The sequence below is a fragment of the Plastoroseomonas hellenica genome, from assembly GCF_018129085.1.
Taxonomy (GTDB): domain Bacteria; phylum Pseudomonadota; class Alphaproteobacteria; order Acetobacterales; family Acetobacteraceae; genus Plastoroseomonas; species Plastoroseomonas hellenica.
Genome location: NZ_JAAGBB010000026.1, coordinates 38673 through 53750 on the forward strand (window position 1 = coordinate 38673; position 15078 = coordinate 53750).

Annotated in this window: 12 protein-coding genes; 8 read left to right on the plus strand and 4 right to left on the minus strand. The window is 70.4% G+C overall.

Features of this window, described 5'->3' with window-relative positions:
• Positions 1-3: 3 nt before the first annotated feature.
• The 5 genes from GXW71_RS20615 (at position 4) to GXW71_RS20635 (ending at position 6601) form a co-directional block, all read left to right on the plus strand.
• Complete coding sequence (locus GXW71_RS20615) at positions 4-2943, plus strand: formate dehydrogenase subunit alpha (protein WP_211854556.1); 2940 nt, start codon at positions 4-6, stop codon at positions 2941-2943.
• A 12-nt stretch (positions 2944-2955) separates the two neighbouring features.
• Complete coding sequence (gene fdh3B, locus GXW71_RS20620; protein WP_211854558.1) at positions 2956-3552, plus strand: formate dehydrogenase FDH3 subunit beta; 597 nt, start codon at positions 2956-2958, stop codon at positions 3550-3552.
• Positions 3552-4586 (plus strand): formate dehydrogenase subunit gamma, encoded by a 1035-nt coding sequence (locus GXW71_RS20625; protein WP_211854560.1) that lies wholly within the window; start codon positions 3552-3554, stop codon positions 4584-4586. The genes fdh3B and GXW71_RS20625 overlap by 1 nt, the downstream gene beginning before the upstream one ends.
• Positions 4587-4667: 81 nt before the next feature.
• Complete coding sequence (gene mobB / locus GXW71_RS20630) at positions 4668-5186, plus strand: molybdopterin-guanine dinucleotide biosynthesis protein B (protein WP_211854561.1); 519 nt, start codon at positions 4668-4670, stop codon at positions 5184-5186.
• Positions 5186-6601, plus strand: coding sequence for a molybdopterin molybdotransferase MoeA (locus GXW71_RS20635; RefSeq protein ID WP_211854562.1), 1416 nt, complete (start codon positions 5186-5188; stop codon positions 6599-6601). Before mobB ends, GXW71_RS20635 begins: the two co-directional genes overlap by 1 nt.
• 33 nt (positions 6602-6634) lie before the next feature.
• Here the strand turns inward: GXW71_RS20635 and mobA are convergent, their stop codons facing one another.
• The 4 genes from mobA to GXW71_RS20655 form a co-directional block, all read right to left on the minus strand.
• Positions 6635-7291, minus strand: coding sequence for a molybdenum cofactor guanylyltransferase MobA (gene mobA, locus GXW71_RS20640; protein ID WP_211854563.1), 657 nt, complete (start codon positions 7289-7291; stop codon positions 6635-6637).
• Positions 7284-8174, minus strand: a complete 891-nt coding sequence (gene fdhD, locus GXW71_RS20645) for a formate dehydrogenase accessory sulfurtransferase FdhD (RefSeq protein ID WP_211854564.1) — start codon at positions 8172-8174, stop codon at positions 7284-7286. The genes mobA and fdhD overlap by 8 nt, the downstream gene beginning before the upstream one ends.
• Before the next feature lie 228 nt (positions 8175-8402).
• Positions 8403-8825 (minus strand): hypothetical protein, encoded by a 423-nt coding sequence (locus GXW71_RS20650; protein WP_211854565.1) that lies wholly within the window; start codon positions 8823-8825, stop codon positions 8403-8405.
• A 51-nt stretch (positions 8826-8876) separates the two neighbouring features.
• Positions 8877-11102, minus strand: a complete 2226-nt coding sequence (locus tag GXW71_RS20655) for a fused MFS/spermidine synthase (RefSeq protein WP_211854567.1) — start codon at positions 11100-11102, stop codon at positions 8877-8879.
• Between the two features lie 174 nt (positions 11103-11276).
• Here GXW71_RS20655 and GXW71_RS20660 point away from each other — a divergent pair, with 174 nt between their 5' ends.
• The 3 genes from GXW71_RS20660 (at position 11277) to GXW71_RS20670 (ending at position 15039) form a co-directional block, all read left to right on the plus strand.
• Entirely contained in the window at positions 11277-12818 is a 1542-nt protein-coding gene (locus tag GXW71_RS20660) for an acetolactate synthase large subunit (protein ID WP_211854568.1), read from the plus strand.
• A gap of 2 nt (positions 12819-12820) precedes the next feature.
• Complete coding sequence (locus GXW71_RS20665) at positions 12821-14146, plus strand: carbohydrate porin (protein ID WP_211854569.1); 1326 nt, start codon at positions 12821-12823, stop codon at positions 14144-14146.
• A gap of 119 nt (positions 14147-14265) precedes the next feature.
• On the plus strand, positions 14266-15039 hold the full coding sequence (locus GXW71_RS20670) for a short-chain dehydrogenase/reductase (protein ID WP_211854570.1): 774 nt from the start codon (positions 14266-14268) through the stop codon (positions 15037-15039).
• Positions 15040-15078 lie beyond the last annotated feature (39 nt).

Below are 15078 nucleotides of genomic sequence, written 5' to 3' on the forward strand. Positions count from 1 at the left end.
ATCATGCTGATCAAGCGCTCCGATGGCCGCGCCGCGAAGCAGCGCCTCGCCTCCGCCTATCAGGGCCTCTCCGCAGGCGGGCTCGACCGCCGCGCCTTCCTGCGCCAGGCCGGCATCACCGGCGCGGGGCTCGCGGCCCTCGGCAGCCTCGGCACCGGCCGTGTGGAGGCCGCCGAAGGCTCCATGGGCGTGCTCGACCATGCGCAGCCGGTCACCCGGGTGAAGAATATCTGCACCCATTGCTCGGTCGGCTGCACCGTGACCGCCGAGGTGCAGAACGGCGTCTGGGTCGGGCAGGAACCCTCCTGGGACAGCCCGATCAACCGGGGCACGCATTGCGCCAAGGGCGCCTCGGTGCGCGAGCTGGTGCATGGCGACCGGCGCCTGAAATACCCGATGAAGCTCGTGGGCGGCACCTGGCAGCGGCTGAGCTGGGACACTGCACTGAGCGAGATCGCGGACAAGATGATGGCGATCCGCCAGGCCTCCGGCCCGGATTCCGTCTTCCTGCTCGGCAGTGCCAAGTTCTCGAACGAGGGCGCCTATCTCTATCGGAAGTTCGCCGCCTTCTGGGGCACCAACAGCGTCGACCACCAGGCGCGCATCTGCCATTCGACCACGGTCGCAGGTGTCGCGAACACCTGGGGCTATGGCGCGATGACCAACAGCTACAACGACATCCGCAATGCCAAGACCATGATCATCATGGGCGGCAACCCGGCGGAGGCGCATCCGGTCTCGCTCCAGCACATCCTGTCGGGCAAGGAGATCAACCGGGCGAACCTGATCGTCATCGATCCGCGCTTCACCCGCACCGCCGCGCACGCCACCGAATTCATGCGGATACGCCCAGGCACCGACATCCCGATCATCTGGGGCCTGCTCTGGCACATCTTCGAGAATGGCTGGGAAGACAAGCAGTTCATCGAACAGCGCGTCTTCGGCATGGAGAAGGTGCGCGCCGAGGTCGCCAAGTGGAACCCGCAGGAATGCGAGCGCGTCACCGGCGTGCCGGCCGCGCAGATGCGCAAGGTGGCGGAGCTCTTCGCGACGCAGAAGCCGGCGACCCTGATCTGGTGCATGGGCGCCACCCAGAAGACGGTCGGCACCGCCAATGTGCGGGCCTATTCGATCCTGCTGCTCGCCACCGGCAATGTCGGCGCGCCGGGCACCGGCGCCAATATCTTCCGTGGCCATTGCAACGTGCAGGGCGCCACCGATTTCGGCCTCGATGTCACCTCGCTGCCCGCCTATTACGGGCTTGACGAGAATGCCTGGCGGCATTGGTGCCGGGTCTGGGACGTCTCCTACGAATCCATGATCGCGCGCTTCGACAGCAAGGCGATGATGGAGACACCGGGCATCCCGACCACCCGCTACTTCGACGCCGTGACGCTGCCGAAGGACCAGGTGCAGCAGCGCGACACCATCAAGGGCATGGTGGTCTTCGGTCACGGCGGCAACACCGTCACCCGCATGCCGGAGGCGAAGAAGGGGCTGGAGAAGCTCGACCTGCTGGTGGTCGTCGATCCGCACCCGACCTCCTTCGCCATGCAGTCCGACCGGCGCGACGGCACCTATCTGCTGCCGGCCTGCACCCAGTTCGAATGCGACGGCTCCCGCACCTGCTCGAACCGCTCCGCGCAATGGGGCGCGCAGGTCGTCAAGCCGATCTTCGAATCGAAGAGCGACTACGAGGTCATGTACCGCCTGGCCGGCGCGCTCGACGTCGCGGCCGAGAAGCGCAACATGCCGGTCCGCTTCCAGGCGGAGATGTTCAAGCCCTTCGACATCCGCGACAGCGCGCCGACGGCGGAAAGCCTGCTGCGCGAGATCAACCGCGGCAGCCTCTCGACCGGCTATTCCGGCATCTCGCCGGAGCGGCTCAAGCTGCACATGCAGCACCAGGACAAGTTCGACCTGGTGACGCTTCGCGCCAAGCCGGACGCGCCGGCCGAGATCCGCGGCGATTTCTACGGCCTGCCCTGGCCCTGCTTCGGCACGCCGGAGATGCGCCATCCCGGCAGCCATATCCTCTACAACACCAACCTGCATGTGAAGGAAGGCGGCGGCGTGTTCCGCGCCCGCTTCGGCGTGGAGCGGGAAGGCAAGACCTTGCTCGCCGAAGGCAGCTATTCGCGCGGCTCCGAGATCCAGGACGGCTATCCGGAATTCACCGTCGCCGTGCTGAAGCGCCTCGGCTGGTTCGATGAGCTGACGGCCGCCGAGAAAGCGAGTCTCGACCGCTATTTCGGCGCGAATATCGACCGCGCGAGCTGGGCGACCGACCTCTCGTGCGGCATCATCCGCGTCGCCATGGAGCATGGCTGCGTGCCCTATGGCAACGGCAAGGCCCGCGCCGATGCCTGGAACCTGCCCGACCCGATCCCGGTGCACCGCGAGCCGATCTACACGCCGCGCACCGACCTGATCGCGCAGTATCCGACGCTTCCCGATCGGCGCGGCTTCCGCCTGCCGCATCTCGGCCAGAGCGTGCAGAACCGCTCGCGCGAGATCGCGCCGAACTTCCCGATCGTGCTGACCTCCGGCCGCCTCGTGGAATACGAGGGCGGTGGCGAGGAGACGCGCTCGAACCGCTGGCTCGCCGAGCTGCAGCAGGACATGTTCGTGGAGATCAACCCCGCCGACGCCGCGGCGCGCAGCATCAGCGACGGCGCCTGGGTCTGGGTTCGGGGCCCCGAGAGCGACAGCAAGGCGCGCGTGAAGGCGCTGGTGACGGAGCGTGTCGGGCGTGGCGTCGCCTTCATGCCCTTCCACTTCGCCGGCTGGTACCAGGGCGAGGACCGGCGCGGGAAGTACCCGCCGGGCACCGACCCGATCGTGCTGGGCGAGAGCGTGAACACGCTGACCAGCTATGGCTACGACCCCGTGACCTTCATGCAGGAAACCAAGGTCACCCTCTGCCAGATCAGCGCCGCGTAAGGGAGGCACAGCATGGCCCGCATGAAGTTCCTCTGCGACAGCGACCGCTGCATCGAATGCAACGCCTGCGTCACCGCCTGCAAGAACGAGCACGAGGTGCCCTGGGGCATCAATCGCCGCCGCGTCGTCACCATCAATGACGGCCGGCCCGGGGAGCGTTCGATCTCCATGGCCTGCATGCACTGCACGGATGCGCCCTGCGCCGCCGTCTGTCCGGTCTCCTGCTTCTACACGACCGCCGATGCGATCGTGCTGCACGACAAGGACCTCTGCATCGGCTGCGGCTATTGCTTCTACGCCTGCCCCTTCGGCGCGCCGCAGTATCCACGCGTCGGCAATTTCGGCAGCCGCGGCAAGATGGACAAGTGCACCTATTGCGCCGGTGGTCCGCAGCAGGACAACACCGCGGTCGAATACACCCAGTACGGCGCCAACCGCATCGCCGAAGGCAAGCTGCCGCTCTGCGCCGAGATGTGCTCCACCAAGGCGCTGCTTGCCGGCGACAGCGACATGATCGCCCAGATCTACCGCGAACGGGTGCAGCGGCGCGGCTACGGCTCCGGTGCCTGGGGCTGGCGGACCGCCTATCGCGAGACGGTGACGATCTGATGCGCGCGCTCCGCACCGGGCTTCTCGCCCTGCTCCTGGCCTTCGGCGCCGTGATCGCCGGCGAAGCCCAGACCACGCCCGCGCCATCCGGCAACCAGCCGAACCCGCCGGCGCCGCTTCCCTTCAGCGACCGCGGCCAGCCCCAGGCCGACGAGCTGGAGCTGCAGCTCATGCTCCAGGGGCGGCGGGAGGTCGGGCGCATCACCATCCCGAACCAGCAGGCGGCGACGCTGATCCAGCCGGCCGGCCGGGAATGGCGCGCCTTCCACAACCGCACCCTCGCCTGGGTGGGCGGCGTCGCGGTGCTCGGCATGCTGACGCTGCTGGCGGTGTTCTTCCTGTGGCGCGGCCGCATCCGCATGCATGACGGCCGCTCCGGCCGCACCCTGCTGCGCTTCAACCTGCTGGAGCGTGCCAATCACTGGATGGTGGCCGGCTGCTTCATCATCCTCGGCCTCTCCGGCCTCAACCTCACCTTCGGGCGGCACCTGCTGCTGCCGCTGGTCGGGCCCGAAGCCTTCTCCGCGGTCGCGCAATGGGGGAAATACGCCCACAACTTCCTGGCCTTCCCCTTCACGCTCGGCCTGCTGCTGATGCTGCTGCTCTGGATCAAGGACAACATCCCGAACCGCCGCGACATCACCTGGCTCCGCCAGGGCGGCGGCATCGTCGGCAGCGCGCATCCGCCGGCGGCGCGCTTCAATGCCGGCCAGAAGATGGTGTTCTGGATTACCATCCTGGGCGGCGGCGCGGTCGCGGTGTCCGGCTATTTCCTGATCTTCCCCTTCTTCGCGACCGATATCGCGGGCATGCAGCTCTCCCACATCATCCACAGCGTGCTGGCGGTGCTGATGATCGCGGCCATTCTTGCGCATATCTACATCGGCACCCTCGGCATGGAGGGCGCCTTCGACGCCATGGGCAGCGGCCAGGTCGACCTCAACTGGGCGAAGGAGCACCATTCCCTCTGGGTCGAGCAGGAACTCGCCAAGGGCCGTGACGCCCCGGCGCCGGGCGGCGCGAAGCCGGTGTGACATCCGCCCGGTTCGGGGCCATATGGAAGGCGGCTCCGGGGACGGAGCCGCCTTTTCTGTTTGTGGGAGACGAGGGGCAGGATGCGCATCATCGGCCTCGCCGGCTGGAGCGGCGCCGGCAAGACCACCCTGCTGGTGAAGCTGATCCCGGCGCTGGCGGCGCGCGGCGTCTCCGTCTCCACGCTGAAGCACGCGCATCACCGCTTCGATGTGGACAAGCCCGGCAAGGACAGCTTCGAGCATCGGGCGGCCGGGGCACGGCAGGTGCTGGTCGCCTCCGAGAACCGCTGGGCGCTGATGACCGAGCTGCGCGGCGGCCCGGCGCCGCCGCTCAGCGCGCTGATCGCCCAGCTCGCGCCTGTCGACCTGGTGATCGTCGAAGGCTTCAAGCGCGATCCGCATCCGAAGATCGAGGTGCATCGCGCGGCCAACGACAAGCCCTGGCTGCACCCGGAGATGCCCGGCATCGTCGCTACCGCATCGGACGTCCCGCCGCCGCATGCGCTGCCGCGCGCCGCGCTCGACGATGTGGAGGCGGTGGCGGCGCTCGCGCTGCGCTTCGCCGTCGAACCCGCGCGCATCTGGCCGGAGAGCGGCTGATGGCACAGCTCACCGATGACTGCTTCGCCTTCGGTGGCGCGCTGATGAGCGTGGACGAAGCCGAGGCGCTGATCGCCGCACGCATCCCGCCCCTGCCCGGAGAGGCTTCGGTGCCGCTGCGCGATGCGCTCGGCCGCATCCTCGCCCGCGACGTCGTGGCGCCGGTGGCGCTGCCGCCCTTCTTCAACAGCGCGGTCGACGGCTATGCCTTCCGCCATGCCGATCTCACGCCCGGTGCCGCGACGCCGCTCGCCGTCGCGTCCCGCGTCGCGGCCGGCGAAGCGGCATCGGGGCTCGGCCCGCGGCAAGCGGCGCGCATCTTCACCGGCGCCCCGATGCCGGCGGGCGCCGACAGCGTGCTGATGCAGGAGGATGCGCAGGTCGAGGACAGCGCGGTCCTGGTGCCGCCAGGACTGAAGCGCGGTGCCAATGCGCGCCCGGCCGGCGAGGATATCGCCGCCGGCAGCCCCGCTTTGCCGGCCGGTCGCCGGCTGGATGCGCCGGCGATCGGGCTCGCCGCGGCACTCGGACTGACTGTGCTGCCGGTGACGCCGCGCCCGCGCATCGGCGTCTTCTCGACCGGCGACGAACTCGCCGAGCCCGGTGCGCCGCTCGGCATCGCGCAGACCTATGACAGCAACCGTTTCACCCTGCTCGCGCTGCTCGCCGGGCTGCCGGTGGAGGCACGCGACCTCGGCATCCTGCCCGATCGCGCGGCCGCGACGGCGGCGGCGCTGCAGGATGCGGCGGCGGCACATGACCTGCTGCTGACCACCGGCGGCGTCTCGACCGGGGAGGAGGATCACGTCCGCGCCGCGATCGAAGGTGCCGGCCGCCTGGTCTTCTGGCGCCTCGCGATCAAGCCCGGCCGCCCCGCGGCCATGGGCGTGATCGGCGGCACCCCGGTGGTCGGGCTGCCCGGCAATCCCGTGGCCGCGGTCGTCACCTTCCTGCACCTCGCGCGGCCGCTGGCGCTGCGCCTCGCCGGCGCCGTGCCGCGGCCCTTGCCGCGCTTCGCCGCGACCGCCGATTTCGCCTACCGCAAGAAGGCGGGCCGCCGCGAATACGTGCGCGTCACGCTGCGTGACGGAACCGACGGCCTGCCGGTCGCCACGAAATTCCCACGCGAGGGCGCCGGCCTGCTCTCCTCCCTCACGCAGTCGGATGCCTTCGCCGAACTGCCGGAACCGGTCACCGAGATCACCCCCGGCGACCGCCTGCGCGTGCTGCCCTTCGCAATCAGGGCTCCAAGTGAAGCAGGTCAAGGAGCCTCCAGGCTCCTTGCGGGGAGGGTTCGGGAGGGGCAGCGCCCCTCCCGAGGCACGCCTACAACCGCACGCCCTGCGTCTGGAACGCGTTCTCCGCCGTGCGCTGCACTTCGGTGTCGAGGACGAAGGCGGCGCCGATGGCGATGAGGATGGCGGCGGTGATGCCGACCAGGAAGGCCTTCATGCTGACGAGCTCCCGGTGCCGAGACGTTGTGGATTGGATATGGCGTCCGGCGATGACGCCCGCAAGAGAATCTCGGCTTCGGCGAGTTCTTCCGGCGTATTGGCGTTGAAGAAGGGATCGATGGGATCGGTCGGCCACTCCGCTTCCGCGATGCCGTGCTGCGCGGTCCAGCGATCGATCTTGCGCTCGCCGCCGAGCAGCGCCTCGCGCAGCGCGCTGCGCAGCGAGACGGGCCAGAGCCCGACCGGCGGATGCGCCCAGCCGCCGGAGCGCGCGCAGGCCAGCGGCACGCCGGCGGCGGTGCGCGCCGCGGCCAGCCGGGCGACCAGGTCGCGCGGGATGAAGGGGCTGTCGCCGGGGACGGAGGCGATATCGGCAAAGCCTTCCGCCGCTGCCCAGTCGAGCGCCGCCAGGATGCCGGCGAGTGGCCCGGGGTGATCCGGCAGCCCATCCGGGATCACCGGCAGGCCGTACTGCGCGAAGCGTGCCGGGTCGCCATTCGCGTTGATCGCGACGCGGGTCACCTGCGGCGCCAGCCGCTCCAGCGCATGGTCGAGCAGGGGGCGGCCGCCGAGCAGGCGGAGCGGCTTGTCGCCGCCGCCCATGCGCCGCGCCAGCCCGCCGGCCAGCACCACGCCGAGGATGCTACTCATGGGTCGCCTCGGCCTCGCGCGAGTTCTTGCGCCAGTGGCGGGCGCTTTCCTCCTCGACCTTGTCGGGGTCGGTGTCGAAGCGGATGCGCTGCTCGCCGGCCAGCGCCACGAAGCGCTTGCCCTTGCAGCGGCCGATCAGGGTGAGGTTCGCTTCCCGCGCCAGCTCCACGCCCCAGGCGGTGAAGCCGGAGCGCGAGATCAGGATCGGGATGCCCATGCGCACTGTCTTGATGACCATCTCCGAGGTCAGGCGGCCGGTCGTGTAGAAGATCTTGTCCTCGGGCGGCACGGCTTCGCGGAACATCCAGCCGGCGATCTTGTCGACGGCGTTGTGGCGGCCGACATCCTCCATATAGGCGATCGGTGCATCGGCGACGCAGAGTGCGCAGCCATGGATGGCACCGGCTTCGAGATAGAGCGTCGGCAGCGTGTTGATCGCCTTCAGCAGCCCGTAGAGCCAGGAGGTGCGGAGCACCGCATCGGCCGGCAGGTGGACGCCGGCGAAATCCTCCATCAGGTCGCCGAAGGCGGTGCCCTGGGCGCAGCCGCTGGTCAGGGTCTTCTTCTTCAGCTTGGCTTCGAAATTGGTGCGCGCCTCGGTGCGCACCACGACCACCTGCAGGTCGTCGTCGTAGTCGATGGCGGTGACCCGGTCGCCCCGCTTCAGCATGCCCTGGTTGAGCAGATAGCCGAGGGCGAGGTCCTCCGGCCGATCGAGGATCGTCATCATGGTGACGATCTCCTGCCCGTTCAGATAGAGGGTCAGCGGCCGCTCCACGGTGACGCTGGTCTCGATGCGGGCGCCGGTGTGATCGATGCCGGCGACGCGGCGGGTGAGGCGCGGGTCGGACGGATCGGGCCGGACGCGTAAGGTGTCGTCCATCTGTAGAGCCTATACCAACGGCACGCGTTCGGCTCGTGCCGAGCGCCCGAATGGGTGCGCTCCCCCCGCGGCCGCAGGCCGCCGCCCATCCCTGCGGGGCGAGCGAAGCGATGCCCTGGGGCCGCACATGCGCCCCCGCGCGCGACCATCAGCCGACGCCAATGCCACCCTGACCGCGCGGAAGCCAAGCCGCACGGATGTGCGGCGCTGGCGTCTGAGGGCGCAATATTACCGCATTCGACCTCGGAGCGTCGCCAGGATCAGGCCGGTGCCGAACCCCCAGATACCGTTCACCAGGAACGGGCGCCACCAGCGCGATGGGTCCAGGATCGGCATCGGCAACCCGCGCAGCGCCGGCGCCAGGGTCATGCTGATGGTCGCCGCCCCCAGAAGGCCCACGGTCACTGCCGCGACCATGGTCGACAGCCGCGGCCGGGCAAGCAGGATCAGCGCCACCAGCATGCCCCAGACGCCGCCCCAGAAGGAGATCCAGAGCAGCCGCGGCAGGCCGAAGGGCTCCACCGGGCGCATCGAGAAGGGCGGGTTCATCACCAGCCCCGCATTGTACAGCGCCCAGATGGCCAACTGGTGGAAGGTCGGCACCGCGAGCAGCCCCGCGGCGAAACCCGACAGCAGCAGGCGCATGGGCATGGCGGAGCTTTCCCCCTCAGGCATGGATGGTGGGGACGACCCCGGTCAAAACTATGGCCGCGCCGCGCTGGCGGCGCCGAGGATCGGATTGTTGAGGTAGAACTCGTCGCGTGGCCAGACGTCGGAGAGCGGTGCCCGCCCGCGCGGCGTCGCCGGGGTCCAGACGGCGGCGCCTCCGGCGAACAGCCCGGCATAGTCGGTGAAGTCGCGATTGCCGGCGGTGAGGTGCCTGCGCGCCGCGGGTGCGGTGAAGCGCGCGGCCAAGGCATCGGCATCGAGTGGGATCGGGCGGTCGCTGCCGATCAGGACGCTGCCCGGCAGCAGCAGCAGCGCATGCGGGAAGGCGGCGGTGAAGGTCTCGACGACGCGCGCGGTCGGCGCCCATTGCACATAGAGGCCCCCCGGCGCCAGGCGGCGCCGGACCTGGTCCAGGAACTCCTCGGAATAAAGCAGGCCGGAATGCGAGCCCTCGGGCAGGATCGCATCCGCCTGGATCACGTCGTAGAGCGCCTCCTCCTTCGCGAGCGTCCGGCGGCCGTCGCCATACTCCAGGTTCCAGCGCGGGTCGGCGAACATGCGGGCGATGGGACCGTCCGGGTAATGACGGCCGACCTCTGCCAGCGCCTCCAGCACCGGCGCGACCAGCTCGATCGCGCGCACCCGGCTCTCCGGACGGATGCCGGCGGCCCAGGGCGTGCCGCCGCTGCCGACGCCGATGACGAGGACACGCAGCGGCTCCGGATGCAGCAGCGGGCCCAGGCTGCCCATGAACTGGTGGATGGGCAGGAAGGGGATGCGGCCCTGCGAGAAGCCCTGGATGAAGAAGGGGCCATCCGGCTGGCCGGGCTCCCGCCGGTCGTCGCGGAAGAAGACGACGCCGGAGCGGTCCTCCGACCAGGCGATGCGCTGCCCGGGACGCTCGGCATGCATGCGCGACCAGAAGGCGGCATTGCCGGGCAGGGCGATGAGCGCCGCTGCGCAGGCCAGCCCCAGCGCCAGCTCCGGCCCGCGGCGCCAGCCGCCGCGCCAGAGCCAGCCGAAGACCAGCAGCAGCGACAGCGCCGCCAGCAGCTTCAGCGTGCCCGCGGTGCCGAGCAGGTGCAGCGAGACGAGGCCGGTGCCGACCGATCCCGCCGCATTGCCGGCGATGTTCGCAAGCTGCACCCAGCCGACGCGGGCGCCGACTTCCGCCAGATCCTGCTGCACGGCGCGTTGCACGAAGGGGAATGTCATGCCGATCAGCAGGGAGGGCGGGCCGACGATGACGATGGCGAGCAGCACCATGGCCAGAAGCGGTCCGCCGCGCAGGCGCGAATGGTCGACCGCCATGAGGTCGGACAGCGGCGCGTAGGGCAGCACCCACCAGAGCGCCAGGATCAGCGCCGCCGCCAGCGCGAAGCCGGCTGCCTGGGTGATGAAGAAGGCGGGGCGCGGATCACGGATGCGCCGCACCAGGCGGGAGGCGATCTCGATGCCGAGACCATCGGCGAGCAGGAAGATGCCGAGCACGGTCGGGAACAAATAGGCGTGGTACTGGCCGACCTGCCCAATCAGTCGCACCCAGACGATCTCGAGCGCCACGATCACGTAGCCGGACAGGAAGACGAGCAGGCACCAGAGCGGCAGCCCGCCGAAAGGGGCCGGCTGCGCAGGCCGCGCCGCGCGGGGCGCGGGCCGTGTGCGGTCCATGCGCGGCAGCAGCGTGAGCGCGAGCAGCGCGGCGGCGAGGTCGAGCGCTGCCGCCAGCACCAGCGCGCCGACGAAGCCGAGCTCACCGACCAGCAGCCAGCCGCCCGCGAGCGCCCCGATGCCGGCCCCCAGCGTGTTCAGCCCATAGAGGCGGGAGACGCGCTCGGCGACGGCGTCGAGCGAGGTCGCGACCGCGCGCGACAGCAGCGGCAGGGAAGCGCCCATCAGCGTCGTCGGCAGCACGAGGCCCGCGAAGCAGAGCGCGAAGATCGCGGCGGGTGCATCGACGACACCGGCGAGATCGGTCGCCAGCCAGTCATAGAGGAAGGCCTTCGACAGCAGGGCGAAGGCAGCGACCCCGGTCTCGGCGAGCGCAAAGCCGAGCAATGCGCGGGCGGGGGAAAGGCGGTCGGCGATCCGGGCGCCGAGGATGGAGCCGAGCCCGAGCCCGGCCAGGAAGGCGCCGACCACCAGCGCCGCGGAGACGGTGTCGGAGCCGGCGAAGATGCCGAGCATGCGCTGCCAGACGATCTGGCAGAGTAGCGCCGCGAAGCCCGAACAGAAGAACGCGAATGCCAGTCGCGGCATGCTCCGATCATCCCCCAGCCTTGCCGGCGCCGCCCCCTGGCGCCTTTCCGTCCCGTCTGCGCGGAGCGTCGACACATCCTTGTGAAAAGCTGGCGCTTCCGCAAGCTTGGACGGCTTGCCGCGAAGCCCGGGCTCGCGCACCCTCCGCCCCGCAATACCGAGGAGGATGTGCTCGTGAACGGTGCCGAAAGCCTGGTCCATACCCTGTTGAAGAGCGGGGTGGAGGTCTGCTTCTCCAACCCGGGCACGAGCGAAATGCATTTCGTCGCCGCGCTGGACCGGATCCCCGGCATGCGCTGCGTGCTCGGCCTGCAGGAGAACGTGGTCACCGGCATGGCCGATGGCTATTGGCGCATGGCCGGCAAGCCGGCGGTGACGCTGCTGCATTGCGGCCCCGGCCTCGGCAACGGCTTCGCCAACCTGCACAACGCCCGGCGCGCGCGTTCCGGCATCGTGAACTGCGTGGGCGACCAGGCGACCTATCACCGGCCCTATGACGCGCCGCTGACCGCCGACACCGAAGGGGTCGCGCGCGGCGTTTCCGGGTGGATGCGCACCGCGCGGCGCGCGACCGAGGTCGGCCGCGACGCGGCAATCGCGGTGCAGGCGGCGCGCACGGCGCCGGGGCAGGTCGCGACGCTGATCCTGCCCTCCGACACCTGCTGGGATGATGGCGGCGTGGTCGCCGATCCGCTGCCGGTCCCCGTGGCGCAGCCGGCCGATCCGCTGGCGGTGCGCAACGCGGCGCGCATTCTGCGCGAGAAGAAGAACGTGCTGATCCTGCTCGGCGGACCCGCCCTGTTCGAGGGTGCCCAGGCCTTCGCCTGGCGGGCCGCACAGGCGACCGGCCACAAGCTGATGGCGGAGGGGTCGAACGGCCGCACACAGCGTGGCCGCGGCCGCCTGCCGCTGGAGCGCGTGCCCTATCCGGCGGACCAGGCGATCGCCGCCCTCTCCTGGGTGGAGCACCTGATCCTGGTGAATGCCAGGGCGCCGGTCGGCTTCTTCGCCTATCCGAACATGCCCTCCATCCACTACCCGGCGAGCGCCGAGGTGCATGTGCTGACCCGCTACGAGCAGGACGCCGAGGCCGCGCTGCGGGCGCTCTGCGAGGAGCTGAAGGCGCCCGCCGCCGCGCTTCCCGATCCCGGGCCCCGGCCGGAAGGCGCACGCGGCGCGCCCACGCCGGAAGGCCTGGCGCGCACCATCGCCTCCATCATGCCGGAGGGCACGGTGATCGCCGATGAGAGCGTCTCCTTCGGCCGCGGCTTCTTCAAGGAGACCCATGCCGCGGCGCCGCATGACTGGCTGCAGATCTGTGGCGGCGCCATCGGCTGCGGCCTGCCGCTGGCGACCGGGGCCGCGATCGGCGCCGGCGGGTCGCGCCGCGTGATCGGGCTGCAGGCGGATGGCTCGGCCATGTACACGCTGCAGGCGCTCTGGACTCAGGCGCGGGAGAAGCTGCCGGTCACCACCATCCTGCTGTCCAACCGCAAGTACCAGATCCTGCTCGGCGAATATCAGAATGTCGGCGCCAATCCCGGCCGCACGGCGATGGACATGCTGGATCTCGGCAATCCTGATCTGGATTGGGTGAAGCTTGCGAACGGCATGGGCGTGGAAGCGGCCAAGGCCACCACGCTCGAGGCCTGCGGCGATCTTCTGGCGCAGTCCTTCGCAGGCTCCGGGCCCTTCCTGATCGAACTGGCGATCTGAGGATGCGGGCGGCGCGTTGCGGGACGCGCCGCAAGCGGCGGTGCCGACCGCTCACTTCGGCGAAGATCGCGGCGCTGCTGCTCGCGACCCCAGCCTGGGCGGAGGGCAGCGCCTGCGAAGCGGGGGCCGCGGTCGCGGCCGGCATCTGCCTCCAGGGCGAGGCGCTGGTCGATGCCGTCACCGTGGCGCGGGGCGGCGTGCGGCGCGGGGAAACGGCGCTCGGGCAGTTGCGGCTGCGGTTGGAGGCCGATCTCGGCATGACGGCCGGCCTCGATCGCTGGCGCTTCGCGGCCGGTGTCGTCGGCATCTACGGGCGGCAAGCCACGGCGACCCATGCCGGCAGCCTGGCCGCGGTCAGCAGTGCCGAGGCGCTCTCCACCTTGCGCCTCGGCGAATTGTGGCTGGAGCGGGAGCTCGACGGCATCGGGTCGCTGCGCTTCGGGCAATTGGCGGCCGATGCCGAATTCGCGGTGGCCGATGCGGCCGCCAATCTGGTGAACGGCAGCTTCGGCTGGCCGGTGGCGCTGAGCACCAGCCTGCCCGCCGGCGGCGCCGCCTATCCTTTCGCGGTGCCCGGGTTGCGCCTGGCGTTCGGCGATCCCGTTGATGGCCCGGCATTCAGGATCGGGCTCTTCTCGGGCAATCCCGGCGGGCGCCATGGCGCAGCGACGGATCCCCAGCGCCACAACCGCTACGGCACGCTGTTTCCCGTCCATGGCGGGGGCTTCGCGATCGCCGAGGGCAGTTTCGCGGTTGCCGATACGGCCAGCCTGAAGCTCGGCGGCTGGTTCCACAATGGCGGCTTCGATGACCAGCGGCGCGACGTGGCCGGGCTGTCGCTCGCCGATCCCGCCGGCAACGGCGTACCGCGCCGGCATGGCAGTAATTTTGGCGGCTATGGCGTCGCGGAAGCGACCATCTGGCGCGGCGAGGCGGGGCAGCGCATCGCGGTCTTCGGCCGCGCCTTCGCGCAGCCGGGGGACCGCAACCTGGTCAGCGCCCAGTTCGATGCCGGCCTGGCCTGGTACAATCCCCTCGGGCGCGATGGCGAGGCCTTCTCGCTCGGCGTCAGCCAGGCCCGCATCGGCCGCGCCGCGCGCGGGCTGGACCGCGACCGGCAGGGCTTCGGCGAAGCCCGCACGACCCGGGATGCGGAAACCGTGGTCGAGGCGAATTACGAGGTGCCGCTGGTGCCGGCGCATCTGTTCATCCGGCCCCTGGTGCAATGGATCATCCACCCCGGCGCGCGCGAGCCGGATCCGCGCGCCGGGCCGCGGCCGCTGCGCGATGCGGTGGTGCTGGGCTTCAGGCTGCGCGCGGCGATCTGACGCAGGTCTTTTCGGCGCGCCACGGCTCACCGAACGCGAATCAGCCCCCAGTTCCTGCGGGCATCTTCGCCGATCCGGGATTGTCGTCCGGACGGCATCGGTTTTGGGAGGACGGACGAATGGAGCTCGGACTTCGAGGCAAGCGCGTGCTGGTGACCGGCGCCTCCAAGGGCATCGGTCTCGCCTGCGCTGCCGCCTTCGCGGCGGAAGGCTGCGACCTGGTGCTGGTCTCGCGCGGCGCCGAGGCGCTGGAAGCGGCGGCAGCCGGGATCCGCGCGCGGCACAATGTCGGGGTCGCCGCGCATGCCGCCGATCTCGGTGACGGCGCAGCGCGGGAAGGGCTCAAGGCCGCGCATCCCGGCATCGATATCCTGGTGAACAATGCCGGCGCGATTCCGGGCGGGCGGCTTGCCGATATCGACATGGCGCGCTGGCAGCAGGCCTGGGCGCTGAAGGTGATGGGCTACATCCATCTCTGCCAGCTCTATCTGCCGGGGATGGAGGCGGCGAAGGCCGGCGCCATCGTCAACATCATCGGCATGGCGGGGCGTGCACCGCGTGCGGACTACATCTGCGGCGCCGCGGGCAATGCCGCGCTGATCGCCTTCACCCAGGCGCTCGGCGGGCGCAGCGTGGACCAGGGCGTGCGCGTCACCGGCATCAACCCCGCCGCGACCCGCACCGATCGCATCATCACCCTGTCGAAGAGCCGCGCCGCGCAGAAATTCGGCGACGAGAGCCGCTGGGAGGAGATGCTGCAGGGCTTGCCTTTCGGCCGCCCGGCGGAACCGGAGGAGATCGCGGCGCTGGCCGTCTTCCTGGCATCGAAGCCCGGCAGCTATCTCAGCGGCACCGTCGTCGACGTGGATGGCGGCGGCATGTTCCGCGGCTGAGCAAGAAGAAGCCCGCCCGCACGGTTCGTGCGGGCGGGC

Bases quoted from the DNA above. Each gene is read 5' to 3' on its own strand.
- GXW71_RS20615 (WP_211854556.1), top strand. From the start codon at position 4: ATGCTGATCAAGCGCTCCGATGGCCGCGCCGCGAAGCAGCGCCTCGCC.
- fdh3B (WP_211854558.1), top strand. From the start codon at position 2,956: ATGGCCCGCATGAAGTTCCTCTGCGACAGCGACCGCTGCATCGAATGC.
- GXW71_RS20625 (WP_211854560.1), top strand. From the start codon at position 3,552: ATGCGCGCGCTCCGCACCGGGCTTCTCGCCCTGCTCCTGGCCTTCGGC.
- mobB (WP_211854561.1), top strand. From the start codon at position 4,668: ATGCGCATCATCGGCCTCGCCGGCTGGAGCGGCGCCGGCAAGACCACC.
- GXW71_RS20635 (WP_211854562.1), top strand. From the start codon at position 5,186: ATGGCACAGCTCACCGATGACTGCTTCGCCTTCGGTGGCGCGCTGATG.
- mobA (WP_211854563.1), bottom strand. From the start codon at position 7,291: ATGAGTAGCATCCTCGGCGTGGTGCTGGCCGGCGGGCTGGCGCGGCGC.
- fdhD (WP_211854564.1), bottom strand. From the start codon at position 8,174: ATGGACGACACCTTACGCGTCCGGCCCGATCCGTCCGACCCGCGCCTC.
- GXW71_RS20650 (WP_211854565.1), bottom strand. From the start codon at position 8,825: ATGCCCATGCGCCTGCTGCTGTCGGGTTTCGCCGCGGGGCTGCTCGCG.
- GXW71_RS20655 (WP_211854567.1), bottom strand. From the start codon at position 11,102: ATGCCGCGACTGGCATTCGCGTTCTTCTGTTCGGGCTTCGCGGCGCTA.
- GXW71_RS20665 (WP_211854569.1), top strand. From the start codon at position 12,821: ATGCGGGCGGCGCGTTGCGGGACGCGCCGCAAGCGGCGGTGCCGACCG.
- GXW71_RS20670 (WP_211854570.1), top strand. From the start codon at position 14,266: ATGGAGCTCGGACTTCGAGGCAAGCGCGTGCTGGTGACCGGCGCCTCC.